General features: G+C 72.8%; 20 protein-coding genes. 14 read left to right on the top strand and 6 right to left on the bottom strand.

Going from position 1 to position 23,187, the window contains the following annotated elements; translation table 11 throughout:
- Positions 1-27 precede the first annotated feature (27 nt).
- Positions 28-1,041 (top strand): NAD(P)H-dependent glycerol-3-phosphate dehydrogenase, encoded by a 1,014-nt coding sequence (locus LQK89_RS10165; RefSeq protein ID WP_058742053.1) that lies wholly within the window; start codon positions 28-30, stop codon positions 1,039-1,041.
- 32 nt (positions 1,042-1,073) lie between these two features.
- Complete coding sequence (locus tag LQK89_RS10160; protein ID WP_231049027.1) at positions 1,074-2,171, top strand: D-alanine--D-alanine ligase family protein; 1,098 nt, start codon at positions 1,074-1,076, stop codon at positions 2,169-2,171.
- A 112-nt stretch (positions 2,172-2,283) separates the two neighbouring features.
- Here the strand turns inward: LQK89_RS10160 and LQK89_RS10155 are convergent, their stop codons facing one another.
- Positions 2,284-2,769, bottom strand: a complete 486-nt coding sequence (locus LQK89_RS10155) for a DUF3515 family protein (protein ID WP_058742014.1) — start codon at positions 2,767-2,769, stop codon at positions 2,284-2,286.
- Positions 2,770-2,793: 24 nt separating this feature from the next.
- Between LQK89_RS10155 and thiL the strand changes: the two genes are divergently transcribed.
- The gene (gene thiL / locus LQK89_RS10150; RefSeq protein ID WP_231049026.1) at positions 2,794-3,810 is read left to right on the top strand and encodes a thiamine-phosphate kinase; all 1,017 of its coding nucleotides are present in this window, start codon (positions 2,794-2,796) and stop codon (positions 3,808-3,810) included.
- A 39-nt stretch (positions 3,811-3,849) separates the two neighbouring features.
- Here thiL and LQK89_RS10145 read toward each other — a convergent pair whose 3' ends face one another.
- Positions 3,850-4,413, bottom strand: a complete 564-nt coding sequence (locus tag LQK89_RS10145; protein ID WP_114850091.1) for an RsmD family RNA methyltransferase — start codon at positions 4,411-4,413, stop codon at positions 3,850-3,852.
- A 168-nt stretch (positions 4,414-4,581) separates the two neighbouring features.
- Here LQK89_RS10145 and LQK89_RS10140 point away from each other — a divergent pair, with 168 nt between their 5' ends.
- From LQK89_RS10140 to LQK89_RS10110, 7 genes are all read left to right on the top strand, one after another.
- Positions 4,582-6,762, top strand: coding sequence for an ATP-dependent DNA helicase RecG (locus LQK89_RS10140; RefSeq protein ID WP_442874066.1), 2,181 nt, complete (start codon positions 4,582-4,584; stop codon positions 6,760-6,762).
- Between the two features lie 91 nt (positions 6,763-6,853).
- Positions 6,854-7,357, top strand: a complete 504-nt coding sequence (gene coaD, locus LQK89_RS10135) for a pantetheine-phosphate adenylyltransferase (protein ID WP_175325000.1) — start codon at positions 6,854-6,856, stop codon at positions 7,355-7,357.
- Between the two features lie 66 nt (positions 7,358-7,423).
- Complete coding sequence (locus LQK89_RS10130; RefSeq protein WP_231050783.1) at positions 7,424-7,975, top strand: YceD family protein; 552 nt, start codon at positions 7,424-7,426, stop codon at positions 7,973-7,975.
- A 44-nt stretch (positions 7,976-8,019) separates the two neighbouring features.
- Positions 8,020-8,223, top strand: coding sequence for a 50S ribosomal protein L32 (rpmF, locus tag LQK89_RS10125; RefSeq protein WP_056126067.1), 204 nt, complete (start codon positions 8,020-8,022; stop codon positions 8,221-8,223).
- 13 nt (positions 8,224-8,236) lie between these two features.
- The gene (rnc, locus tag LQK89_RS10120; protein WP_083519962.1) at positions 8,237-8,962 is read left to right on the top strand and encodes a ribonuclease III; all 726 of its coding nucleotides are present in this window, start codon (positions 8,237-8,239) and stop codon (positions 8,960-8,962) included.
- A 4-nt stretch (positions 8,963-8,966) separates the two neighbouring features.
- Positions 8,967-9,941 (top strand): bifunctional DNA-formamidopyrimidine glycosylase/DNA-(apurinic or apyrimidinic site) lyase, encoded by a 975-nt coding sequence (gene mutM, locus LQK89_RS10115; RefSeq protein ID WP_231049024.1) that lies wholly within the window; start codon positions 8,967-8,969, stop codon positions 9,939-9,941.
- Between the two features lie 78 nt (positions 9,942-10,019).
- Positions 10,020-13,769, top strand: a complete 3,750-nt coding sequence (locus LQK89_RS10110; RefSeq protein WP_231049023.1) for a chromosome segregation SMC family protein — start codon at positions 10,020-10,022, stop codon at positions 13,767-13,769.
- Positions 13,770-13,924: 155 nt separating this feature from the next.
- Here LQK89_RS10110 and LQK89_RS10105 read toward each other — a convergent pair whose 3' ends face one another.
- Positions 13,925-14,953, bottom strand: a complete 1,029-nt coding sequence (locus tag LQK89_RS10105; RefSeq protein ID WP_231049022.1) for a TerC family protein — start codon at positions 14,951-14,953, stop codon at positions 13,925-13,927.
- A gap of 209 nt (positions 14,954-15,162) precedes the next feature.
- Between LQK89_RS10105 and ftsY the strand changes: the two genes are divergently transcribed.
- Positions 15,163-16,032 (top strand): signal recognition particle-docking protein FtsY, encoded by an 870-nt coding sequence (gene ftsY / locus LQK89_RS10100; protein WP_058742022.1) that lies wholly within the window; start codon positions 15,163-15,165, stop codon positions 16,030-16,032.
- Positions 16,033-16,082: 50 nt separating this feature from the next.
- Positions 16,083-16,241 carry a DUF4175 domain-containing protein gene (locus tag LQK89_RS10095; RefSeq protein ID WP_141862001.1) on the top strand — a complete coding sequence of 53 codons (159 nt, stop codon included), beginning with the start codon at positions 16,083-16,085 and terminating at the stop codon, positions 16,239-16,241.
- Between the two features lie 101 nt (positions 16,242-16,342).
- Here the strand turns inward: LQK89_RS10095 and lipA are convergent, their stop codons facing one another.
- Positions 16,343-17,326: a lipoyl synthase gene (gene lipA, locus LQK89_RS10090; protein ID WP_231049021.1), complete on the bottom strand. Its 984-nt coding sequence runs from the start codon at positions 17,324-17,326 to the stop codon at positions 16,343-16,345.
- The gene (lipB, locus tag LQK89_RS10085) at positions 17,323-18,081 is read right to left on the bottom strand and encodes a lipoyl(octanoyl) transferase LipB (RefSeq protein ID WP_175325941.1); all 759 of its coding nucleotides are present in this window, start codon (positions 18,079-18,081) and stop codon (positions 17,323-17,325) included. Before lipB ends, lipA begins: the two co-directional genes overlap by 4 nt.
- 117 nt (positions 18,082-18,198) lie before the next feature.
- Here lipB and ffh point away from each other — a divergent pair, with 117 nt between their 5' ends.
- A complete protein-coding gene (gene ffh / locus LQK89_RS10080) occupies positions 18,199-19,755 on the top strand; it encodes a signal recognition particle protein (protein ID WP_231049020.1) in 1,557 nt (518 codons plus the stop codon).
- Positions 19,756-19,827: 72 nt separating this feature from the next.
- Here ffh and LQK89_RS10075 read toward each other — a convergent pair whose 3' ends face one another.
- Positions 19,828-20,958, bottom strand: coding sequence for a glutamate--cysteine ligase (locus LQK89_RS10075; protein ID WP_231049019.1), 1,131 nt, complete (start codon positions 20,956-20,958; stop codon positions 19,828-19,830).
- A 78-nt stretch (positions 20,959-21,036) separates the two neighbouring features.
- Here LQK89_RS10075 and LQK89_RS10070 point away from each other — a divergent pair, with 78 nt between their 5' ends.
- Positions 21,037-23,157, top strand: coding sequence for an FAD-dependent oxidoreductase (locus tag LQK89_RS10070; protein WP_231049018.1), 2,121 nt, complete (start codon positions 21,037-21,039; stop codon positions 23,155-23,157).
- Positions 23,158-23,187: the final 30 nt, after the last annotated feature.

Below are 23,187 nucleotides of genomic sequence, written 5' to 3'. Positions count from 1 at the left end.
GTCGACACCGCCGCCATCCGCGTGGTGATGCAGTCGACCGACAAGCCGCGCGTCGCCGTGATCGGTGCCGGCAGCTGGGGGACCACGTTCGCCAAGGTGCTCGCCGAGGGCGGTGCCGACACCGTCGTCTGGGCACGTCGGCCCGAGGTCGCCCGCGAGATCACCGAGACGAAGCGCAACTCCGACTACCTGCCCGGCATCAACCTGCCCCGGACCCTGACGGCGTCGACCTCGCTGTCGGCCGTGCTCGACGGCGCCGAGCAGGTGTACGTCTCGGTCCCGTCGCAGTCCCTGCGCTCGAACCTGGCCGCGATCGCGCCGCTGCTGCCCGAGGGCGTCCCCGTCGTCAGCCTGATGAAGGGCGTCGAGAAGGCCACCGGGCTGCGGATGAGCGAGGTCCTGCACGAGGGACTCGGCATCGACCGCGACCGGATCGCCGTCGCGAGCGGCCCGAACCTCGCGCTCGAGATCGCCCGTCGGCAGCCGACCGCGGCCGTCGTGTCGTCGACCTCGATCGACACCGCCACCGCGGTCGCCGCGGTCGCCACGAACCCGTACTTCCGGTCGTTCACGAACACCGACGTGATCGGGACCGAGTTCGGCGGCGTGCTGAAGAACCTGATCGCCGTGGCGATCGGCATCGTGGACGGCGTCGGCTACGGCGAGAACACGAAGGCGTCGATCATCACCCGCGGGCTCGCCGAGATGACCGACTTCGCGGTGTCCCTCGGGGCGCAGCCCTCCACGCTGTCCGGGCTCGCCGGGCTCGGGGACCTCATCGCCACGTGCCAGTCGCCGCTCTCGCGGAACAACACCGCCGGGCGACTGCTCGGGCAGGGGTACCGTTTCGACGAGGTCGTGCGGCAGATGGACCAGACCGCCGAGGGGCTGGCATCGGTCGCCCCGATCCTCGAACTCGCGGCGGCGAACGGCGTCGACATGCCCATCGTCGGGCAGGTGGCCGAGGTCCTCGCCGGTAGGCTCGACCCGCGCAACATCGCGCCGCACCTCACCGAGACCGACGAACCCCAGGGCGAGTGACCGGTCCGGTCCCGACCAGCAAGGGGACTGCCATGCCCACGATCGCTCCCGCGACCACGACCGTCGCCGTGCTCTTCGGCGGGCGCTCCAGTGAGCACGAGATCAGCTGCGTGACCGCCGGCGGGATCATGGACGTCGTCGACCGGTCGTCCTACGACGTCGTGCCGATCGGCATCACCGCCGAGGGTGCGTTCACGCTGCAGGCCGACGACCCCGCGCAGTGGGCGCTCCGGGACGGCGTGCTGCCGACGGTGCCCGACAACGGCACCCGCGTGGCGTTCCCGACGTCCCCCGCGACGAACGAGCTCGTCGTGTCGCACCCGGACGGCTCGGTCGAGACGATCGCCGTCGACGTGGTGTTCCCGATCCTGCACGGCCCCTTCGGCGAGGACGGCACGATCCAAGGCCTCCTCGAGATCGCCGGGCTGCCGTACGTCGGCGACGGCGTGCTCGCGAGCGCCCTGGCGATGGACAAGCACACCGCCAAGGCCGTGCTCGAGCACGCCGGGCTCCGCGTCGCGCCGTGGACCACGGTGCTCCGCCGCGAGTGGTCCGCCGACCCGGTGGACGTCGCCGAGACAGTCGCCGCGCACGGCTGGCCGCTGTTCGTGAAGCCCGCGCGCGCCGGTTCCAGCATGGGCGTCTCGCGGGTCGACGAGCCGTCGCAGCTCGGTGCCGCGATGGACCTGGCGTTCGAGCACGACTCGAAGGTCATCGTCGAGCCGCGGGTCGTCGGTCGCGAGGTCGAGGTCGCCGTGCTCGAGGGCCGCGACGGTGTGCCGCGAACGAGCCTGCCCGGCGAGATCGTCGTCGCCGAGGACGGCTTCTACGACTTCGCCTCGAAGTACCTCGGCGGGGACGAGGCGCTGCTCTGCCCGGCGCCGCTCACCGAGGCCGAGACCGACGAGATCCGGTCGATCGGTGCCCGTGCGTTCGAGGCGATCGGCGGCGCGGGACTCGCCCGCGTCGACTGCTTCCTGACCGACGACGGCTTCGTGGTGAACGAGGTCAACACCATGCCCGGGTTCACGCCGTTGTCGATGTACCCGCGGTGCTGGGCGGCGTCGGGCGTGTCGTACGGCGAACTCGTGACGGAGCTCATCGAGCTGGGGCGCGCCGCCGTCCGTTGACGCGCGGCGGGTCGTGCGTCAGCCCGAATCTCGCGTGCAGCGACGAGTCGCGGCGTGGCGCGACCGAGTCGTGTCGGTCAGCCCGAGACTCGGGGCGACTGGCGGCCGTGCGTCACCCCTGCACCTGCGACGGGTCGAGGCACTCGCGTCCGTCCTTCGGCAGCGTCGACACCGCGTCGGAGAGGTCCTGCACCACCTGTGAGGTGGTCAGCTTCGTGTCGATGACGACCTGCACCGCGGGCGTGCGGCCGAACGTGGTGAACACGATCTGCGCGCCCCGGTCGTCGCGGATCCAGTCGACCCCGCCCTGGCTGAAGCACGGCAGGTCGGACACGGTCGGCACCGCGACGCCGCAGTGGTAGATCGCCGCCTCGGGGTCGCCCCACGCGGCGGTCGACTGCGCGTTCGTGTTCCGCATCGCGTACTTCGTGTCGACGGTGCTCGGCAGCCGGACCTGCACCGCGGCGCACGCGGCCGCGTCGGCAGAGGGCGCCGGGGACATCGAGACGGCGTTCGTGCAGCCCGTCAGGCCGGCGGCGAGGGCCACGGCCACGCCCGCGATCGCGGTCCAGCGGAGGGGGCGGCGCACGGTGTCCATCGGGGTCCAGGCTACCGTTCTGGTGTGGACGCACCGAACGAGGCCTGGGCCGGACCGACCGCGGGCGAAGCCGGACCGACCGTCGGCGAGGTCGGTGAGCTGGCCGTCCTGGACCGCATCGTCCGACGGCTCCCGCCCGGGTCACCCGAGGTCGGCCCCGGCGACGACTGCGCCGTGGTGTCGGCGCCGGACCGCCGGTTCGTCGTGACGACGGACATGATGGTGCACGGTCCGGACTTCCGGTGGGCGTGGTCCTCGCCGGCCGACGTCGGGTGGAAGGCCGCGGCGACGAACCTGTCCGACGTCGCGGCGATGGGCGCGGTCCCCACGGCGCTCGTGATCGCCCTCGCGGCGCCCCAGGACACCCCGGTGACGGTCCTCGAGTCCTTCGCGGACGGGGTCCGGCAGGCCGTCGACGCGCTGGCGCCCGCGTGCGGTGTCGTCGGCGGCGACCTCTCGACGTCGGCGACGTTCACGGTGTCCGTCTCGGCGTTCGGCGACCTCGACGGACACGCACCGGTCCTGCGCTCGGGAGCCCGTCCCGGCGACGTCCTCGCCGTGTCCGGCGAGCTCGGCCCCGCGGCGCGTGGGCTCGCTCGGCTCTTCCGTGACGGCGTCGACGCCGAGGGCGAGCCGTCCCGCGCGGCGACGCTCGCGAGTGGTGCCGACACCGACCCGGACGTCGCGCGGCAGCGGCGTCCCGTCCCACCGATCGCCGACGGCCCCGCGGCCGCGGCTGCGGGGGCCACGGCGATGCTCGACCTGTCCGACGGCCTCGCGATCGACGCCGGTCGCCTCGCCCGCGCGAGCGGGGTCACGCTGGCGTTCGACGCCGAGGCCGTCCCCGAGGGCCCTGCGCTGCACGGCGGCGAGGACCACGGGCTCCTCGCGACCTTCCCCGCCGGGACGGACCTGCCCGGGGGCTTCCGGCGGATCGGCATCGTGCTCGACCGCGGCGACCACGACCTGCTCCGCGCCGGCGTCCCGGTGCCGACCTCCGGCTGGGACCCCTACGCGGACTGGGACGGCGCCGCGGGCTGACACGCCCGCACCCGTCCAGCGAGCACCACCGGCCCCGCGTCACACGCTCGGTGCGACGGCCTCCCACGCCACGGTCTCGCCGTAGCTCCGCTTGCTGAAGGGCTCCAGTCCCGCGGGCCACGTCGGCTCCGGGGAACGCTTGCTCCGCTCGACCACCACGACCGCACCAGGGGTCAGCCGCGGCACGAGCGCCTCGAGCACCTCGGCGATCTCGTGCTCCGTGACGTCGTACGGCGGGTCGATGAACACCAGGTCGAAGGTCCGCACCGTCGCCCGCAGGAACCCGAGCGCCGGCTGCGGGTGCACGTCGACGCGCACCCCGGGGACCCGCTGCTGCACGGCCCGCGCGTTCGCCCGGCACGCCTCGGCCGCCCCGGAGGCCCGGTCCACCAGCACCACCTCGACCGCGCCGCGGGACGCCGCCTCGAGTCCGAGCGCGCCCGTGCCGGCGTACAGGTCGGCCACCGCCGCGTCGTCGACGAGCCCACGCGCCTCCAACGAGGAGAACAGCGCCTCGCGCACCCGGTCGCTCGTCGGTCGCGTCCCGGACTTCGGCACGCGGAGCGTCGTGGAACCGGCGGCACCGGCGATGATCCGTGTCATGCAGCCACCGTAGCGGCCGCCGGGCGCCACCCCGGGTCCCTCCACAGGCGCGCGTGACCAGTCGCCTGCTCCACAGGCCGGACGGGAGGATCGGGGCACGTCGGCCGTGCCGGGTACCGTGGTCGCGTGGTCACCTCCGCGAGCCCCGCACCGGCGGTGGCGCCCGACCTGGGTCCGGCGCCGCTCGACGCCCGGCTGAGCGGCGTGGTCGGCGGCCGGACGGCGACGGCGATCGAGAAGGCGTTCGGGTACCGCACCGTGGGGGAGTTCCTCGAGCACGCCCCGCGGCGCTACGCCGAGCGCGGAGCCCTGACGGCGCTCGACTCCCTGGCGATCGGCGAGTCCGTGACGATCGTGGCCGAGGTCATCGACGTCCGCGAACGCACGATGCGCGCCCGCCGCGGGTCGATCCTCGAAGCGAAGATCGGCGACGGCAAGGGCCTCCTGACGCTGACGTTCTTCAACCAGGGCTGGCGGACCAAGGACCTCGTCCCCGGTGCCCGCGGGGTGTTCGCCGGCAAGGTGGGCGACTACCGCGGCGCCCGGCAGCTGGCGCACCCCGACTACGAGCTGTTCGACGCGGACGACCCCCGTGCGACCGCGGACCCGGAGAGCGACGAGGCCATCCGCTGGTCCCGCCAGCCCATCCCGATCTACCCGGCGACCGCCTCGCTGACGTCCTGGCAGATCGCGAAGGCCATCGGTGTGGTGCTCGACACCCTGCCCGACGTCGACGACCCGATCCCGGCACCGGTCCGGAACCGACTCGGCCTCGTGCCCTTCCGCCGGGCACTCGAGCTGCTGCACCGTCCGGAGAAGGTCGCGGACTTCAAGCGCGCCCAGGACGCCCTGCGCTACCGCGAGGCGTTCGTGCTGCAGACCGCGCTCGTGCAGCGGCGGATCGCGGCTCGGGCGACCGCCGCGACCCCGCGGCGCGCTGCACCGGGCGGGATCCTCGAGCGCTTCGACGCGACGCTGCCGTTCACGCTCACCGACGACCAGCGTGCCGTCGGCGCCGAGATCGACCACGACCTCGCCGGCGACTGGCCGATGCACCGGCTCGTGCAGGGCGAGGTCGGTTCGGGCAAGACCCTCGTGGCGATCCGGGCGATGCTCACGGTCGCCGAGTCCGGCGGGCAGTCGGCGCTCATCGCCCCGACCGAGGTGCTGGCGGCGCAGCACCTGCGCTCCATCGTGAAGTTCCTCGGGCCGGACCTGGCCGCCGAGCTCCGCCCCGTCATCCTGACCGGCTCGCAGTCCACCGACGAACGCCGACGGGCCCTGCTCGCCGCCGCGTCCGGCAGCTCCCGCCTCGTCGTCGGGACGCACGCGCTCCTCGGCGACCGCGTGGACTTCGCCGAGCTCGGACTCGTCGTGGTCGACGAACAGCACCGCTTCGGCGTCGAACAGCGCGAGGCGCTCCGCACGAAGGGCGCGACCCCGCCGCACGTGCTCGTCCTGACCGCCACGCCGATCCCGCGCACGGTGGCGATGACGGTCTTCGGCGACCTCGACGTCTCCACGATCACGGGCCTGCCGTCCGGCCGGGCCGGTGTCGAGACCTTCGCCGTCGGGCTCGCCGAGCACCCTGGGTGGGAAGCCCGGATCTGGACCCGGATGGCCGAGGAGCTCGCTGCGGGGCGCCAGGCGTTCGTGGTCTGCCCGGCGATCGACGACGCCCACCGCGAGGACGACGGCGACGCCGACCCGGACGGCGACGACGCGCCGAAGCGCGCGCCCGCCACGGTGCTCGCGACCGCCGAGCGGATGCGCGCGATGCCCGTGCTCCAGGGCCGCCGGATCGAGGTCCTGCACGGTCGGATGTCCGCCGACGAGAAGGACCGCGTGATGACCTCGTTCGCGGCCGGCGACGTCGACGTGCTCGTCGCGACCACCGTCATCGAGGTCGGGGTCGACGTCCCGAACGCCTCGATGATGGCCGTGCTCGACGCCGACCGGTTCGGGGTGTCCCAGCTCCACCAGCTCCGCGGGCGCATCGGCCGCGGGCAGTACCCGGGCGTGTGCCTGCTGGTCACCACCGCCGAGGCCGAGACGGTCTCCCGCGAGCGCGTCGACGCGGTGGCGGCCTCGGACGACGGCTTCGAGCTCGCCCGGGTGGACCTCGAACTCCGCCGCGAAGGAGACGTGCTCGGCGAGCGGCAGTCCGGCGGCCGGTCGTCGCTCAACCTGCTGCGGGTGGTCGAGCACGCCGACCTCATCGTCGACGCGCGCGAGGAAGCCGAGCGGGTCCTCGAGCCGGACCCGCAGCTGCAGGACCACCCGGCCCTGCGCGAGGCCCTCGCGCGCCGCCTGGACGAGTCGGACGCCGCCTTCCTCGGCAAGAACTGACGGCACGCGGCCGGACGCGGCGGCACGCGGCCGGACGCGACCACACGCGCTCCGAGGCACCCGGACGCCCGGACTCGGTAGCGTTGCGGCCATGGCCCACATCGCCGTCGTCCCCGGCTCCTTCGACCCCGTGACCCTCGGGCACCTCGACGTCATCGGACGGGCCGCCCGGCTCTTCGACGAGGTGCACGTCCTCGTCGTGCACAACCCCGACAAGAAGCCCGCCATGTTCGAGGCCGCTGACCGGGTGCGGCTCATCGAGTCCTCGCTCGCCGAGGTCGGCGTGCCGGGGGACGTCCGGGTCGGCGAGTGGACGTCGGGCCTGCTGGTGGACTACTGCCGGCAGGTCGGTGCCGGGGTCCTCGTGAAGGGCGTCCGCTCGGGCGAGGACGTCGCGTACGAGACGCCGATGGCGATCATGAACCGGCACCTCGCGGACGTCGAGACGGTGTTCCTGCTGCCGGAGGCCTCGCGGGCGCACGTCTCGAGCTCCCTCATCCGCCAGGTCTCCACACTGGGCGGCGACGTCACGCCGTACGTCCCCGCCGTCGTGGCCGAGGCGCTGGCAGGGCGCACGGGCGCGACCGACGACTGACACGCCCTCCCGCCATCTCGACTCTCCGCCCGGTTCGCGCTAGGCTCGTCGATCGTGTCTTCCCCCGTGAACAGCCCCTACGCCCTGCGCGTGCGTGACCTCGCGCACCGTCCGGGCGAGATGCGCGAGCACTCGCTCGACGTCGAGGTGCCGGACGCGATGGGTGCGGGCGTCATCGCCGTCCGCGCGGGGGCGCAGCTCCACCTGGACGTCCGACTTGAGGGCCTGCACGAGGGTGTCCTCGTCTCCGGTCACGCCTCGGCAGAGGCGACGGGGGAGTGCTCGCGCTGCCTCATCGACATCAGCGAACCCGTCGAGGTCGATTTCGCCGAGTTGTTCGCGTATGATGCCTCGGAGGATTTCGACTTCTTCGTTCGCGACGACCACGTGGACTGCGAACCGGTCGTTCGAGATGCGGTGGTGCTGTCGCTGCCGTTCCAGCCGGTCTGCCGACCGGACTGCCCAGGACTCGACCCGGAGACGGGTGAGCGTCTGGCCGACCTCGACGGGTACACCCCTCGCGAGGTCCTGGACCCGCGCTGGGCCGCACTGAGCGGCTTCCAGGGCGCCGACGACACACCGAACCAGAGCCCCGAGGACGACGGCCGCACGGCCTGACGCTCCTCGCACACCGACCACCGACCTACCGAAAGAGAACCACCATGGCCGTTCCCAAGCGCAAGCAGTCCCGTGCCAACACGCACGCCCGTCGTTCGCAGTGGAAGGCCGCGCCGGTCCAGCTCGTGAAGACGATCGAGAACGGTCAGGTCACCTACAGCCTTCCGCACCGCGCGAAGGTCGTCGAGGACTCGGCCGGCACGCCCCTGTACATGGAGTACAAGGGCCGCAAGGTCGCCGACGTCTGATCGGACACCACGCATGACCGCGACGTCCGGCACCACGGGGTCCCGCCCCGTGGGGCCGGACGTCGTTCGTCTGCAGGGCATCCTCGGCGTCGACCTCGACCCCGAGCTGCTCCAGCTCGCCCTGACCCACCGCTCGTACGCCTACGAGCACGGCGGAGTCGGGCACAACGAACGCCTCGAGTTCCTCGGGGACTCCATCCTCGGCCAGGCCGTGACCGTGAAGCTCTTCCGGTCCTTCCCCGACCTCGACGAGGGCGAGCTCGCCAAGCGGCGTGCGAGCCTCGTCTCGACGGTCGCCCTTGCCGAGATCGCCCGCATCATCGGGCTCGGTGCCTTCCTGCGCCTCGGCAAGGGCGAGGAGCAGACCGGCGGCCGTGACAAGGCGTCGATCCTGGCGGACACCGTCGAGGCCGTGATCGGCGCGACGTACCTGTCCGCGGGCCCCGACGACGCGACCGACCTCGTGCTCCGCCTGGTCGAACCGCTGCTCGTCGACCCGGACCGCTTCGGCGCCGCGATGGACCCGAAGACGAGCCTGCAGGAGCTCGCCGCCAGCCTGGCCCTCGGCAACCCGTCGTACCGGGTGACCGAGGAGGGCCCCGACCACGACAAGACGTTCCACGCGACCGTCGTGCTGCAGGGCGAGGACGTCTCCACGGGCTCCGGCTCGAGCAAGAAGACCGCCGAGATGGCCGCCGCGCTCGACGCGTGGACGCGGCTGTCCGGCCGGGCGGCCTGACCGCGTGCCCGAACTCCCCGAGGTCGAGGTCGTCCGCGCCGGCCTCGAACCCGCCGTCAGCGGCGCTCGGGTCCTGCACGTGGACGTCGTCGACGACCGGGCGCTCACCCGGCACGACGGCCCCGCCGAGGACTTCGCGGAGCGCCTGACCGGGCGGACCATCGCCGCGGCCGTCCGTCGCGGCAAGTTCATGTGGTTCCCGCTGGCGCCCGCGCCGGACGGCGACACGCACCCCGAGGCGCTCGTCACCCACCTCGGCATGTCCGGCCAGGTGCTCCTCGGCCGCGACCGCCCGGCGGCGAAGCACCGCCGCATCCTCATCGACGTGCAACCCGTCGGCACCGACCGCGACGGCGCCCCCGAGGCCCCGGTCCAGCTCGAGTTCGTCGACCAGCGGACCTTCGGGTCGATGGCGATCGACGCCATGGTCCCCACCGTGGACGGCGCCCCGGCTGGGTCCGCCGGGGCCGTCGACACCCGGGACCCCGACGCACCGTGGCGCCGCTCGATCCCGTACCAGGTGTCGCACATCGCGCGGGACCCGCTCGACCCCGCATTCGACGACGACCGGTTCGTCGCCACGGCACGGAAGCGCTCGAGCGGCATCAAGCGGGTGCTCCTCGACCAGGGCGTCGTGAGCGGCATCGGGAACATCTACGCCGACGAGTCGCTGTGGGCTGCCCGCCTGCACTTCGACCGTCCGGCGGACCGGCTGCCCCGGGCCGACCTGCACCGGCTCCTCGCCGAGGTCCGGAGCGTCCTGGGCCGCGCGCTCGAGGACGGCGGGACGAGCTTCGACGCGCAGTACGTCAACGTGAACGGGCAGTCCGGGTACTTCTCGCAGCGCCTGGCGGTCTACGGGCAGCAGGGGAAGCCGTGTCCCCGGTGCGGCACGACGATCGTGCGCGAGGCGTTCATGAACCGGTCGAGCCACCGTTGCCCCGTGTGCCAGCCCGCCCCGCGCCCGCGCAGGCGTTAGCCTGACGCCCACCAGGACCACCGCCAGCGGCGGCAGCACCGCCGCCCCCAGCAGCGCAGCAGACCGCCCGGAGACCGCATGTACTTGAAGAGCCTGACCATCAAGGGGTTCAAGTCCTTCGCGCAGCCGACGACGTTCGCGTTCGAGCCCGGGGTGACCTGCATCGTCGGACCGAACGGATCGGGCAAGTCGAACGTCGTCGACGCCCTCGCGTGGGTGATGGGGGAGCAGGGCGCGAAGACCCTGCGCGGCGGCAAGATGGAGGACGTCATCTTCGCCGGGACCTCCACCCGCGGCCCGCTCGGCCGGGCGCAGGTGCTCCTGACGATCGACAACACCGACGGTCTGCTGCCGATCGACTACTCCGAGGTGACGATCTCGCGCACGCTCTTCCGGAACGGCGGCAGCGAGTACGCGATCAACGGCGAGAACTGCCGCCTGCTCGACGTCCAGGAGCTCCTGAGCGACACCGGACTCGGCCGCGAGATGCACGTCATCGTCGGGCAGGGCCAGCTCGACAAGGTCCTGCACGCCACCCCGGAGGACCGCCGCGGCTTCATCGAGGAGGCCGCCGGGATCCTCAAGCACCGTCGGCGCAAGGAGAAGACCCTCCGCAAGCTCGACGCGATGCAGACGAACCTGACGCGCCTGTCCGACCTCGCCGGAGAGATCCGTCGGCAGCTGAAGCCCCTCGGGCGCCAGGCCGAGGTCGCCCGGCGCGCGCAGTCCGTCGCCGCCGTGGCCCGGGACGCCAAGGCCCGCATCCTCGCCGACGACGTGGTCCGGCTCCGTCGCGAGCTGCACGACCACCAGGAGGTCGAGGCCGGCCGGAAGTCCGAGCGCATCGTGCTGCAGGAGCGCCTGGAGCAGACCAGGGCCCGGCAGCAGCAGGTCGAGCAGAGCATGGTCGGCGACGACGTCGACCGCGCCCGGACGGTCGTGCACCGGCTGGAGAGCGTCCAGGAGCGGCTGCGCGGCCTGTCCAGCCTCGCGAACCAGCGGCTGATGTTCCTCGCGCAGCAGGCCGACGCGCCGCAGCAGGGCCCGACGATCACCCCGGAGCGGGTGCAGGGCGTCCGCGACGAGGCCGCGCGGCTCGAGGCCCGTGCCGCCGCGATGACCGCGGGCACCGCCGACACCGCCCGTGCCGTCGCCGAGGCCCGCGCGCGGCTCGACGCCCTCGACGAGCAGATCGCCGCGCAGGCCGCCCTCGTCGCGCAGCACGACCTCGAGGCCCAGCGGCTCGCCGGTGCCGTCGACGTCGCGCGGTCGCGCCGCGGATCGGCCGTCGCCGACCGGGAGCGACGGGCGCGCGCCCTCGCCGAGGCCGAGGACCGTGCGGAGCGCGCGGCCGCGGCGCTGGCCGAGGTCGGCGTCGACCCCGCCGAGGGCGTCGACGAGTCGGCGCTGACGACCGCGCACGAGACCGCCCGGCACGACCTCGAGGCTGCCCAGACCGAGCGGGACGCGCAGCGCGACCGGCTGCACGCCCTGGAGCGCGAACGGGACGCCCTCGACGCGCGCGTCGCCGCGCTCGGCATGTCCATCGACGTGCGCGACGGCTCCCAGGCGGTCATCGACGCGGCACGGGACGGCGTGCTCGGTCGCCTGGCCGACGCGCTCACCGTCACCGCCGGCTTCGAGGCGCCGGTCGCCGCCGCCCTCGACGGGCTCGCCGACGCCGTGCTCACCGCGGACCGCGCCGCCGCGCTCGACACCGTCGCGCACGCCCGCGCAGCGGACCTCGGGCGCGTCGACGTGGTGGTCGCCGACGCCGTCGACGACGGCCCCGGGCTGCCGACGACGCTGCCGGCCGGCGTCCGACCCGCCCTGGACGTCGTCCAGGGCCCGCCCGCCCTGACCGCGCTCCTCCGGACCACGCTGGTCGCGGTGGACGACACCGTCGACCTGGAGGCGGTGCTCGCCGCCGCCCCGCACGCCACGGTCGTCACGGGGTCGGGTGACCTCGTCCGTGCGGTCCGCGTCAGCGGCGGCGGGGAGCGCGCGGTCTCCCGCATCGAGCTCGTCGCGGAACGCGACGCCGCCCGGGCCCGCCGCGACGCGGTCGCGACGGACGCCGAGGGCGCGGCCACGAGCCTCCAGGCCGCGCGGACCGCCGTCGAGGACGCGCGCCGCCGGACCGACGAGGCCGACCGCGCACTCCGCGCGCACACCGCGGCGAAGGCCGAGTACGACCGGTCGAGTGCGTCGACGCGCGCGAAGGCCGAGAACGCCGCAGCCGAGGTCGAGCGGCTGCGTGCCGCCCTCGCCGAGACCGACGGTGCCGGCGAGGCGGCCGAGGCCGCGCTCGCGGCCGCCGAACAGGACCAGCACGCGTTCGCCGAGCGGCCCCGGCCGGTCGTCGACGCGTCCGGGCGGCCCGCGCTGCAGGAGGCCGTCGAGGCGGCCAGGGCCGCCGAGATCGAGCACCGGATCCAGGTCGAGACGGTGCGCGAACGCGCGCGATCCGAGCGGAACCGGGCCGCGGGGCTCCAGCGGCAGCTCGAGGCGGAGCGCGCGGCCGCCGAGGAAGCAGCCCGACTCGCCGTCGTGCGGCGGGGGCAGATTGCGGTGGCCGAGAGCGTGCTCGCGGACCTGCCGGGGCTGCTCGGCGCCGTGGACCGCTCGCTCGCCGAGGCCCGCGTGCGGCTGGCCACCGAAGAGGCCGAGCGGACGAAGCGCAACACCGAGCTCCAGGTCATCCGGAACGAGGAGCGCGAGCTCCGGGACCGTCTGCAGACCATCACCGACGGCGTGCACTCCCTCGAGATGGAGATCTACGAGAAGAAGCTGCACGTGTCGGGGCTGCTCGACCGGGCGCAGAGCGAGCTCGGACTGCCCGAGGCGGTGCTCGTCACGGAGTACGGGCCGCACGTGCCGGTGCCGGTGGACGTCCTGGTCGACCCGCGGGTCCTGGCGCGGCGGCACCGCGAGTCGGAGCGGGCGCGCGCGGCGGCGGAGCGGGACACCGACACCGACACCGACGCCGCGGGCGTCGACGCGGTCGAGGCAGGGGCCGAGGACCTGGATGCCGACGACGTGGTCGAGCTCGTCGACGCCGGGTCCACGCTGCCCGGCGGTGCGGCCCTGCCCGAGTTCGACGCCACCGACGAGGTCGACCCCGCCTCGGTCGAGACCGTGCCCTACGTCCGCGCCGAGCAAGAGGCCCGACTCGCAGCGGCCGAGCGCGACCTCGGGCGGCTCGGCAAGGTGAACCCGCTCGCCCTCGAGGAGTTCCAGGCGCTCGAGCAGCGGCACGCGTTCCTCGCGGAGCAGCTCGAGGACCTGCAGAAGACCCGGACGGACCTCCTCACGATCATCGAGGAGCTCGACACGAAGATGCAGACCATCTTCGAGGCCGCGTTCCACGACACCCGCGAGGCGTTCGACGTGATCTTCCCGATCCTGTTCCCGGGCGGCTCCGGGTCGATCACGCTGACGAACCCGGACGACCTGCTCGCCACCGGCATCGACGTGCAGGTGAAGCCCGCCGGCAAGAAGATCGACCGCCTGACGCTGCTGTCCGGCGGGGAGCGGTCCCTCGCGGCCGTGGCGCTCCTCGTGGCGATCTTCACCGCGCGGCCGTCGCCGTTCTACATCATGGACGAGGTCGAGGCGGCGCTCGACGACGCGAACCTCGGGCGTCTGCTCACGGTGTTCGAGCGGCTCCGCGAGTCCTCGCAGCTCATCGTCATCACGCACCAGAAGCGCACGATGGAGATCGCGGACGCGCTGTACGGGGTGTCGATGCGGCAGGACGGGGTCTCGGCCGTGGTCGGGCAGCGCGTGCAGCGCCGCGAGCCGGAGCCCGCGGACGCGGTCGCGTAGCGCGGGCACGAGCTCACGCGCTGAGCGACAGTCCACGCGCTCGGCGCGCCGTGAAGTGTCGCTGGGCGCGTGAAGTCGCCCGGTCGCGACCCACGGACGGACAGGAGGCACGGTGCCAGCTGGCACCGTGCCTCCTGTCCGGAACCGTCCCGCGACTACTTCGCGTCGGCCTCGACCGCGGTCTTCGGCTGACCCGTCGGGGTGAGGCCGCGCTCCTGGCGCTTCTTCGAGACGACCAGCGAGGCGACCGTCGCGACGGCGATCGTCAGCGCGATGAAGCTCAACGAGAACCAGATCGGGATCTCCGGCGCCCAGAGGATCGGCTGCCCACCGTTGATGAACGGCACCTCGTTGACGTGCATCGCGTGGAAGACGAGCTTCACGCCGATGAACGCGAGGATGACGGCGAGACCCTGACCGAGGTAGATGAGCCGCTCGAGCAGCCCCGCGATGAGGAAGTAGAGCTGGCGGAGACCGAGGAGCGAGAACGCGTTCGCGGTGAACACGATGAACGCGTCCTGCGTCAGACCGAAGATCGCCGGGATCGAGTCGAGGGCGAACAGCACGTCGGTCAGACCGATCGCGACCATGACGAGCAGCATCGGGGTGAACAGCCGCTTGCCGTCGACCCGGGTGGTCAGCTTGTCGCCGTCGTAGTCCTTCGACGTCGGGATGATGCGGCGGAGGATCCGGATGAGGCGGGAGTCGCCCTCGGACGCGTCGTGCTCGCCACTGCTGCGGGCCTGCGACCACGCGAGCCAGAACAGCAGCGCGCCGAACAGGTAGAACACCCACGAGAAGTTCTCGATGATCGTGACGCCCAGGGCGATGAACACACCGCGCGCGACGAGCGCGATCGCGACACCGACCAGCAGGACCTTCTGCTGGAACTCCTTCGGCACCGCGAAGCTCGTCATGATGATGAGGAAGACGAACAGGTTGTCGACCGACAGCGCCTTCTCGGTCAACCACCCGGCGAAGTACTCGCCGCCGGCCTGTCCGCCGCCGAAGACGAGGATGCCGACACCGAACAGGATCGCGAGCCCGACGTAGAACGCCGACCAGAACGCGGACTCCTTGATGTGCGGCACGTGCGGCGTGCGCACGTGCGAGTAGAAGTCGAACACCAGCAGCGCGAGGATGCCCGCGATGGTGATGAGCCAGACGTAGAGAGGAACGTCCATGGATGTCCTTCAGGTTCGGGGCGTCCCGCCGTGCGGGTACGCCGATGCCTGAAGGTCTCCTCCACCGTGTCGACCGTGTCGTCACGACCGGCGTCCCGGGCCTGGATCGTCCCAGACCGTACTGACGGGTGCGCCGCGAGGGAGTACTCCCCTTCAGGACCTGAGCCTATCCGGCACAGCCCGCACTCGACGCGCTCTAAGCTGGGAACATGGCGAGTTCCTGGTCCCTGTCCTCCCGTCTCCGCGGCCTGTTCCAGCGGAAGACCATCGACGAGACCACGTGGGACGACCTCGAGACCGCGTTGATCGGTGCGGATTTCGGCCCCGACATCGCGGACGAGGTCATCGAGGACCTGCACGCGCGCGTCGACCGGTACGGCACGACCGACCCGGCGGACCTGCAGCGCATGCTCCGCGAGGTGCTCGAGGAGCGCCTGTCGAAGCTCGACACCACGCTCAAGCTCAGCGCCCGTCCAGCCGTCGTGCTGGTCGTCGGCGTGAACGGCGTCGGCAAGACGACGACCATCGGCAAGTTCGCGAAGTTCCTCAAGACGTACGACCGCACCGTGCTCGTCGGCGCGGCGGACACGTTCCGCGCGGCCGCCGTCGAGCAGGTCGCCACGTGGGCCCAGCGCGCCGGCGTCGACGTCGTGCGCCCGGCGCAGCCCGGTCAGGACCCGGCTTCGGTCGCGTACCAGACGGTCGAGAAGGCCATCCACGACGGCACCGAGATCGTCGTCATCGACACCGCCGGCCGACTGCACACCAAGGCCGGGCTGATGGACGAGCTCTCGAAGATCAAGCGCGTGGTCGAGAAGCAGACCGAGATCGCCGAGGTGCTGCTCGTCCTCGACGCCACGACCGGGCAGAACGGCCTGGCCCAGGCGCAGGCGTTCATCGAGGGCGCCGGGGTCACCGGGCTCGTCATCACGAAGCTCGACGGCTCCGCGAAGGCCGGGTTCGTGCTCAGCGTGCAGGAGAAGACCGGGATCCCGATCAAGCTCATCGGTCAGGGCGAGGGGATCAACGACCTGACCGGCTTCACCCCCCACGTCTTCGTGCAGAACCTGGTGGGCTAGATCCGGGTACCGTCTCCGCCGTACTGCCCGCCAGAACTAGGAGACACCCCATGCCCGCTCTGCTGATCATCGCGATCATCGTCGGCCTCGTCCTGCTTTTCAGCGGCATCTTCGTCGGTGCCCTGAAGTTCCTGCTGTGGGTCGGCATCGTCATCGTCCTGCTGGCCGTCATCGGCTGGCTGCTGCGGAGCATCCGCGGCCGCGCGTAGCGACGACCGGGCACGTCCCGACGTGACCACAGGACGGACTGGAGGCGCGGTGCCAGCTGGCACCGCGCCTCCAGTCCGTCTCCCGGTCGCGTCGGCGGACGTCAGACAGCCTGGCGCCCTGGCGTCGCGTCGAGCAGGTGGGACAGGTGCGGCGGCACCGAGCCGCCACGCGCCACCGTCGCACGGGCCCACAGCCGCCCGGCGCGGTAGGACGACCGCACGAGGGGGCCCGCGAGGACGCCGGCGAACCCGATCCGCTCGGCGACCTCGCGGAGTTCGACGAACTCCTCCGGCTTGACCCACCGCGCGACCGGCAGGTGCCGAGGCGACGGTCGGAGGTACTGGGTGAGGGTGATGATGTCGGTTCCCGCGTCGTGGAGCTGCTGCAGGGCGTCCTCGACCTCGGCGCGCTCCTCGCCCATCCCGAGGATCAGGTTCGACTTCGTCACGAGTCCCGCGTCGCGACCCTGCGTGATGACGTCGAGTGACCGGTCGAAGCGGAACGCCGGCCGGATGCGCTTGAAGATCCGCGGCACGGTCTCGACGTTGTGCGCGAAGACCTCGGGGCGGGCGTCGAACACCTGACCGAGCTGGTCGGCGCGTCCGTTGAAGTCGGGGACGAGGATCTCGACGCCGGTACCGGGGGAGTGCTCGTGGATCGCGCGGATGGTCTCGGCGTAGAGCCACGCGCCGCCGTCGTCGAGGTCGTCGCGGGCGACACCCGTCACCGTGGCGTACTTCAGGCCCATCTCGGCGACCGAGTCCGCGACCCGTCGGGGCTCGTCGCGGTCGAGGGGTTCCGGCCGACCGGTGTCGATCTGGCAGAAGTCGCAGCGCCGCGTGCACTGCGAGCCGCCGATCAGGAAGGTGGCCTCGCGGTCCTCCCAGCACTCGAAGATGTTCGGGCAGCCGGCCTCCTGGCAGACGGTGTGCAGCTGCTTGTCGCGGACCAGGCCGGACAGCTCGCGGAACTCGGGGCCCTGCACCGCCCGCGTCTTGATCCAGGCGGGCTTGACCTCGATGGGCGTCTCGGCGTTGCGGGCCTCGACGCGGAGCATCCGGCGGCCTTCGGGGGCGAGGGTCATGCGGCGACCTCCTGTCGCGTGCTGGTGGGACCGGCGTGACCGGCCGTGCTGATGCGGGCGCCGGCGTGCATGCCCGCGACGGCCTGCTCGATGCGGTGCCCGACCGCGGCGGCGACCTCGTCGACGGTGACGTGCCGTCCGGTCGCTCGGCTCAGGGTCGTGACCCCGGCGTCGGCGATGCCGCACGGGACGATCGCGGCGTACGGGGTCAGGTCGTTGTCGCAGTTCACCGCGATGCCGTGGCTCGACACGCCCTCGGCGACGTGCAGGCCGATCGCGCCGACCTTGTCGAGGGTGCGGCCGGACCGGTCGTCGCCGGCGACGGCGCCGGCGGATCGGGCGCCGGGTCCGTCCTCGCCCGGTCGGGGCAGCCACACGCCGCTGCGCCCGGGGACCCGCTGCGCGCTGAGCCCGACGGACGCCGCGGTGTCGAGCACCACCTGCTCGAGGTCCCGGACCCACGCGACGACGTCGAGCGGTGCGGGCAGTCGGACGATCGGGTAGGCCACGAGCTGCCCGGGACCGTGCCACGTGATGCGCCCGCCCCGGTCGACCTCGACCACGGGGGAGCCGTCCGTCGGCAGGTCGGACGGCTCGGTCCGGCGACCGGCGGTGTACACCGACGGGTGCTCGCAGAGCACGACGACCCCGGGTGAGCGTCCTGCGACGACGTCGGCGTGGTACGCGCGCTGCAGGGCGACGCCTTCCTCGTAGTCGAGGAGTCCGGGCCACCGGATGATCTCGAGTTCCTCCACGGGGAGCACGCTACGGCAGTTCCTGGACTGCGTCCAACAACCTGTCCCGGAGTGCAGTGGACGGACATCGTCCGCGGTCCGGGGGCCCGGCGGTGCGGCCTGTAGAATCGACGGATCATGGCGCAATTCGGCTCACTCTCCGATCGGCTGACCGAGACCTTCCGCAACCTGCGGACCAAGGGTCGTCTGTCCCCGTCCGACGTCGACGGCACCGTCCGCGAGATCCGCCGGGCCCTGCTCGACGCGGACGTCGCGCTCGAGGTCGTCAAGTCCTTCACCGCATCCATCCGCGAGCGCGCGCTCTCGGACGAGGTCAACAAGGCCCTCAACCCGGCGCAGCAGGTCGTCCAGATCGTCAACGAGGAGCTCGTCGGCATCCTCGGCGGACAGCAGCGTCGGCTCGAGTTCGCCAAGCGGCCGCCGACGGTCATCATGCTCGCGGGCCTGCAGGGCGCCGGCAAGACGACCCTCGCGGGCAAGCTCGGCAAGTGGCTCAAGAAGGACGGCCACACCCCGATGCTCGTCGCGGCGGACCTGCAGCGTCCGAACGCCGTGCAGCAGCTGCAGGTCGTCGGCGAGCAGGCCGGCGTGCACGTCTTCGCCCCGGAGCCCGGCAACGGTGTCGGCGACCCGGTGAAGGTCGCGAAGAACGCGATCAAGGCCGCCGTCGACCAGCAGTACGACACCGTCATCGTGGACACCGCCGGTCGTCTCGGCGTCGACGCGGAGCTCATGAAGCAGGCCGCGAACATCCGCAAGGCGGTCGACCCGGACGAGGTCCTGTTCGTCATCGACGCGATGATCGGTCAGGACGCCGTGAACACCGCGCGCGCCTTCCAGGAGGGCGTCGACTTCACCGGTGTCGTCCTGTCGAAGCTCGACGGCGACGCCCGCGGTGGTGCGGCCCTGTCGGTCGCCAGCGTCACCGGCCGCCCGATCATGTTCGCGTCGACCGGCGAGTCGCTCGACGACTTCGAGCCGTTCCACCCGGACCGCATGGCGAGCCGCATCCTCGACCTCGGCGACGTCCTGTCCCTCATCGAGCAGGCGCAGCAGGCGTTCGACGAGGACGAGGCGCGCAAGGTCGCCGAGAAGATCGCGAGCGACTCGTTCACGCTCGACGACTTCCTCGGGCAGATGCAGCAGCTCCGCAAGGCCGGCTCGATCAAGGGCATGCTCGGGATGCTCCCGGGTGCCAAGGGCATGCGCGAGGCGCTCGACAACTTCGACGAGCGCGAGATCGTCCGGACCGAGGCGATCATCCAGTCGATGACGAAGCAGGAGCGCCAGCTCCCGAAGCTCCTCAACGGCTCGCGGCGGCTCCGCATCGCCAAGGGCTCCGGCACGACCGTCACCGAGGTCAACGCCCTCGTGAACCGCTTCGAGCAGGCGGCGAAGATGATGAAGACCGTCGCGCGCGGCGGTGTGCCGCAGATGCCGGGCATGGGTCCGATCCCGGGCATGCACGGCGGCAAGAAGAAGCAGCAGCAGGGCGGCGCCAAGAAGAAGAAGGTCGGCAACCCCGCCAAGCGCGCGGCGCTGGCGTCGGGTGCCGCGGCGCAGCCGCAGCAGCAGACGCCGAGCGGCTCGGGCTTCGGGTTCGGCGGGTCGAAGAACCCCAAGGCTCCCACCGAGGAAGAGATGGCGAGCCTGCAGAAGTTCCTGGGTCGCTAGTCGCGACCGGATGACGGACAGGAGGCCCGTGGCGATCCCGCCACGGGCCTCCTGTCCGTTCGCGGGTCGCGTCTAGAGCGAGTCGCGCAGCTCGGTGACCAGGTGGCGGACGACGGCGCGGAGGTCGCCGCCGTGCTCCTGCGCGATCCGGAGCTGGCGCTGGTACGAGGCGCCGTCCGCGATCATCGTGTCGAGGTGGTGCAGCTCCTGCTGGCAGCCGAGCCGCTCCGCGATCGGGTCGAGCCGCTCGACCAGGTCGTGCACCTCATCGGTGACCAGGCGCTCGTCGCCGGCCGCGTTCGTGATGATCTCGGCCTCCATGCCGTAGCGGGCCGCGCGCCACTTGTTCTCGCGGATGAACCAGGGCTGCATCGACGGCAGCGTCTCGCCGCGGTCGAGCCGGTCGGACAGTGCGGTGACCAGGCACTGCACGAACGCGGTGACCGCGCCGACCTCGTGCAGGGTGGAGACGCCGTCGGACACGCGGTTCTCGAGCGTGCCCCAGCCCGGCGAGGGCCGGATGTCCCAGCGGAGGTCCTTGAACCCGTCGATCACGCCGGTCTTCGTCAGGTCGTCGACGACGGTCTCGAAGCCGGACCACGCGCCGATCGAGGGTGGGAGGCCGCCGGTCGGGAGCTGCTGGAACATGAGCGCGCGGTTCGACGCGTAGCCCGTGTCGGTGCCGGCCCAGAACGGGCTCGACGCGGTGAACGCCTGCAGGTGCGGGACGTACGCGAGCATCGCGTTCATGATCGGCACGGCCTTGTCGCGGTCGTCGATGCCGACGTGCACGTGGACACCCCAGATGAGCATCTGCCGGCCCCACCAGCGCGTCCGGTCGATGAGCGTCGTGTAGTGCTCGCTGTCGGCGGTGATCTCCTGCTGGTCCCACACCGCGAAGGGGTGCGTGCCGGAGCACATCACCTGGGCGTCGAGGGGTTCGGCCGCGTCGATGACCTCGCCGATGATCCCGGAGAGTTCGGACGTGGCACCGCCGACGGTCTCGTGGACACCCGTGACGACCTCGACCGTGTTCGTGAGGAGCTCCTCGGTCACCCGGTCGTGGTCCCCGAGACGCTCCTGCACGGCGGCGATGACGGCGGGGGCGCGGGGTGCGAGGTCGCCGGTGTCCCGGTCGACCAGCGGGAGTTCCCACTCGACGCCGAGGGTCGACGGGCGGGACTCGGTGAAGCGGATCTCCATGCGGCCATCCTGCCCGTGATGTTGGAGGGTCGGCACAAGGAACACGGCGCCCGGCGCGGCGTCCGGCAGAGTGGTGGCATGCGCAACGTTGCCGTGCCCGAGCTCGCCGTCGTCTCCTCGCCGTGGACCCTGGGGCCGCTGCGCCTGGCGAACCGCGTGCTCATGGGGTCGATGCACACCGGGCTCGAGGTGCTGGACGACGGCGGGGCCGCGATGGCCGCGTTCTACCGGGAGCGGGCGGCGGGCGGTGCCGCGTGCATCGTGACCGGCGGCATCGCGGTGAGCGACGAGGCCCGTGGTGGCCCGGACTTCGCGGTGTTCGGCGCCGGGGGAGCGGACGAGCGCTTCCGGGTGGCCGTCGCCGCCGTGCACGACGAGGGCGGGACGATCCTCGCCCAGCTCTTCCACGCGGGGCGCTACGCCCTGGTGCAGGGCGTGCTCGACCGGCGCGGGCGGCAGCAGCGCGCGGTGGCACCGTCGGCGCTGCCGTGGGCGGCCGCACGCGGGGTCGTGCCCGAGGAACTGACGGCGGCCGAGGTCGAGCGGACCGTCGAGGACTTTGCCGCGGCGGCCCGGTCGGCGCGGGCGATCGGGTTCGACGGTGTCGAGATCATGGCGTCCGAGGGGTACTTGATCAACCAGTTCCAGTCACCGCTCACGAACCTGCGCGACGACGCGTGGGGCGGGACGCCGGAGAAGCGCCGGCGGTTCGCGGTCGAGGTCGTCCGTGCGGTGCGCGCCGCGGTGCCCGACCTGGCCGTGACGATCCGGCTCTCCGGGGCCGACCTGATGCCGGGGTCGACGACCGACGCCGAGGTGGACGCGCTCGTGCACGACCTGCTGCCCCTCGGGCTCGACGGGATCTCGGTCGGCATCGGCTGGCACGAGTCCCGGACGCCCACCGTGCAGGCCGCGGTGCCGCACGGTGCGTGGCTCGCGTACGCCGAACGCATCGCCCGGGTCGTCCGGGCGTCCGCGTTCCCCGACGTGCGGGTCATCGCCTCGAACCGGATGACCGACCTGCGCGACGGCGAGGCGGTCCTGGCCGACGGCCTGCTCGACGCGGTCGCCCTCGCGCGGCCGTTCCTCGCCGACCCCGCGCTCGTCGACCGGTCCCTTGCCGGTCGCTTCGACCTCGTCAACACGTGCATCGGCTGCAACCAGGCGTGCCTGGACCGGTCGATCGTCGGTGCGCCGGTCTCGTGCCTGGTGAACCCGCGCGCGGGCCGTGAGCTCGCGTTCCCGTCCTGCCCGACGGACGAACCGAAGCGGGTCGACGTCGTCGGCGGCGGTCCGGCCGGCCTCGCCGCGGCCGTGGACGCCGCGCGGCGGGGGCACCGCGTCACGGTGTGGGAGGCCGACGACCGGCTCGGCGGCCAGTTCGACCTCGCGGCGCTCGTCCCGGGCAAGGAGGACTACGCCGCGACGGTCCGGGCCGCCCGCGCCGAGCTCGAGGAACGGGGCGCCGTGGTCCGCACCGGACACCCCGCGGACGTGGCGGACCTGCTCGGCAGCGACGCGGTCGTGGTGGCGGTCGGGGTGGTCCCGCGCACCCTCGACGTCCCCGGGGCCGACCTGCCGCACGTCGTGAGCTACGAGCACGCGCTCCGGGACGGTGTCCCGGCCGGGACCGTCGCGCTCGTCGGGGGCGGCGGCATCGGGGTGGACACGGCGGCGTTCCTGGTCGAGTCGCCCGACGAGGTCGTCCGGGCACGGGAGTTCGGCGAGCGGTGGGACGTCGCGGTGTCCGACGAGGTCCTCGGCGACGTGCCGCAGCGCGAGCCGGCCGCCGAACGGGTGCTCCGGCCGGGGTCGGACGTCACGGTGCTGCGGCGGTCCGGGAAGTTCGGGCAGGGGGTGGGCATAACCTCCCGGTGGGTGGCGGTCGGACGGCTGCGGGACGCCGGCGTCCGGATGGTCGGCGGGGTGCAGGAGTACCTCCGCGTCGAGCCGGGGCGGCTCTGGATCCGCGACGAGGACGGACAGGAGCGCGCCGTGCCGGCCGACCACGTGGTGGTGTGCGCCGGGCAGGAACCGAGCCCGGCCGCAGCGGCGACCGCCGCCGACGGACTGGTGCCGCGCCTCCGCGCCGCCGGTGTGCCGTTCGCGGTGGTGGGCGGCGCCCGGGACGCGCGCGGTGTGGACGCCGTCCGGGCGACGAGCGAGGCGCTGGAGGCGGTCCGCCGACTCGCACCGTGACGATCTCCGGCGCGTCTCGGCTCGCTTCTC

Source organism: Curtobacterium sp. C1 (genome assembly GCF_021049325.1).
Classification (GTDB): Bacteria; Actinomycetota; Actinomycetes; order Actinomycetales; family Microbacteriaceae; genus Curtobacterium; species Curtobacterium citreum.
This window is presented reverse-complemented; position numbering and strand designations above follow the sequence as displayed.

Bases quoted from the DNA above. Each gene is read 5' to 3' on its own strand.
- LQK89_RS10070 (WP_231049018.1), top strand. From the start codon at position 21,037: ATGCGCAACGTTGCCGTGCCCGAGCTCGCCGTCGTCTCCTCGCCGTGG.
- rpmF (WP_056126067.1), top strand. From the start codon at position 8,020: ATGGCCGTTCCCAAGCGCAAGCAGTCCCGTGCCAACACGCACGCCCGT.
- ftsY (WP_058742022.1), top strand. From the start codon at position 15,163: ATGGCGAGTTCCTGGTCCCTGTCCTCCCGTCTCCGCGGCCTGTTCCAG.
- LQK89_RS10110 (WP_231049023.1), top strand. From the start codon at position 10,020: ATGTACTTGAAGAGCCTGACCATCAAGGGGTTCAAGTCCTTCGCGCAG.
- LQK89_RS10165 (WP_058742053.1), top strand. From the start codon at position 28: ATGCAGTCGACCGACAAGCCGCGCGTCGCCGTGATCGGTGCCGGCAGC.
- coaD (WP_175325000.1), top strand. From the start codon at position 6,854: ATGGCCCACATCGCCGTCGTCCCCGGCTCCTTCGACCCCGTGACCCTC.
- LQK89_RS10145 (WP_114850091.1), bottom strand. From the start codon at position 4,413: ATGACACGGATCATCGCCGGTGCCGCCGGTTCCACGACGCTCCGCGTG.
- LQK89_RS10075 (WP_231049019.1), bottom strand. From the start codon at position 20,958: ATGGAGATCCGCTTCACCGAGTCCCGCCCGTCGACCCTCGGCGTCGAG.
- LQK89_RS10095 (WP_141862001.1), top strand. From the start codon at position 16,083: ATGCCCGCTCTGCTGATCATCGCGATCATCGTCGGCCTCGTCCTGCTT.
- ffh (WP_231049020.1), top strand. From the start codon at position 18,199: ATGGCGCAATTCGGCTCACTCTCCGATCGGCTGACCGAGACCTTCCGC.
- LQK89_RS10160 (WP_231049027.1), top strand. From the start codon at position 1,074: ATGCCCACGATCGCTCCCGCGACCACGACCGTCGCCGTGCTCTTCGGC.
- LQK89_RS10155 (WP_058742014.1), bottom strand. From the start codon at position 2,769: ATGGACACCGTGCGCCGCCCCCTCCGCTGGACCGCGATCGCGGGCGTG.
- rnc (WP_083519962.1), top strand. From the start codon at position 8,237: ATGACCGCGACGTCCGGCACCACGGGGTCCCGCCCCGTGGGGCCGGAC.
- lipA (WP_231049021.1), bottom strand. From the start codon at position 17,326: ATGACCCTCGCCCCCGAAGGCCGCCGGATGCTCCGCGTCGAGGCCCGC.
- LQK89_RS10105 (WP_231049022.1), bottom strand. From the start codon at position 14,953: ATGGACGTTCCTCTCTACGTCTGGCTCATCACCATCGCGGGCATCCTC.